The following is a 1,284-nucleotide window of genomic DNA, read 5'->3' as shown; positions in this document are numbered from 1 at the left end:
AGCTGCTGGCCGAGAACGCTCTGTTCCGGCTGCGCGCCGCCCAAGGCGTGCTCGGGCTCGCCGACCGGCACGACCCCGGCCGGCTCGAAGCCGCCTGCGCCCGAGCCACCGCGGCCGGTGACCCGTCCTACCGCACCATCAAGGGCATCCTCGCCGCCGGCACCGAGACCACCCCCGCCCACGACCCGGCCGCACGGCCCACCGGCGACGGCGGCGCCGCGGCGCACCTGCACGGGCCCTCACAGCTGTTCGCCGACGTCATCCCCCTGCCCACCAGCGCCGGCGTCGCCGCCGACCCCCCGGCCGGCACCGACCCGGACACCGGCACGGACACCGCGCTGACCAGCCAGAGCGTTGTCTCATGAGCGCCACGCCCGTCCCGGCCCAGGCCGCGACGTCCGCCGCGGCCCCGGTCCCCACGACCACGAACAGCACGGCCCCGAGCGCCACCACGGCCGGCCCACCGCCCGTCGCCGACCAAGGAGCCCCCATGCCCGCGCCCGCCCCGACCGTGGTCGACACCAACGCGCTCAACTCGGCGCTGCGCGCTCTGAAGCTGTCCGGGATGCTCGACACCCTCGACGCCCGCCTCGCCCAGGCACGCGCCGGCGAGCTCGGGCACCTGGAGTTCCTCCAGGTCCTCTGCCACGACGAGATCGCCCGCCGCGACGCCGCCGCGATCGACCGGCGCACGCGGCGCGCCCGCTTCGAGCAGACCCTGACCCTGGAAGGGTTCGACTTCACCGCCAACCCGAAGCTGCCCGCCGCGCAGATCCGTGACCTGGCCGCGTTGCGCTGGCTCGCCGCCGGCGAGTCGGTGATCCTCTACGGCCCGGTCGGGGTCGGCAAGACCCACATCGCGCACGCGCTGGGCCACCAGGCCGTGCGCGCCGGCGCCGACGTCCGGTTCATCAAGACCAGCCGCGCCCTGGCTGAGCTGGCCGGCGGGCATGCCGACGGCACCTGGACCCGACGGCTGCGCGAGCTCGCCCGCCCCGCCGTGCTCATCCTCGACGACTTCGCCATGCGCGAGCTCACGGCCGTCCAGGCCGACGACCTCTACGAACTGATCACCGAACGCGCCGGCCGCTCGGTGATCATGACCAGCAACCGCACACCGATCGACTGGTATCCGCTGTTCCCGAACCCCGTGGTCGCCGAGTCCCTGCTCGACCGACTGATCAACAACAGCCACCAGCTGTTCATGAACGGAGCAAGCTACCGACCTCACCGACGCCCCGGGCGCGTCACGGACCAGGACACCACGACCACCGGATAGACTGC

General features: G+C 73.9%; 1 protein-coding gene and 1 pseudogene. Both read left to right on the top strand.

Annotated elements, in window-relative coordinates; translation table 11 throughout:
- Positions 1 to 365 (top strand): annotated as a pseudogene (locus tag BM093_RS37775) (IS21 family transposase); the annotation flags it as partial.
- Entirely contained in the window at positions 362 to 1,279 is a 918-nt protein-coding gene (gene istB, locus BM093_RS34850) for an IS21-like element helper ATPase IstB (RefSeq protein WP_281248764.1), read from the top strand. The pseudogene BM093_RS37775 and the gene istB, both read left to right, overlap by 4 nt.
- The last annotated feature ends 5 nt before the right edge of the window (positions 1,280 to 1,284 follow it).

The sequence above is a fragment of the Pseudonocardia ammonioxydans genome (assembly GCF_900115005.1).
Classification (GTDB): domain Bacteria; phylum Actinomycetota; class Actinomycetes; order Mycobacteriales; family Pseudonocardiaceae; genus Pseudonocardia; species Pseudonocardia ammonioxydans.
This window is presented reverse-complemented; position numbering and strand designations above follow the sequence as displayed.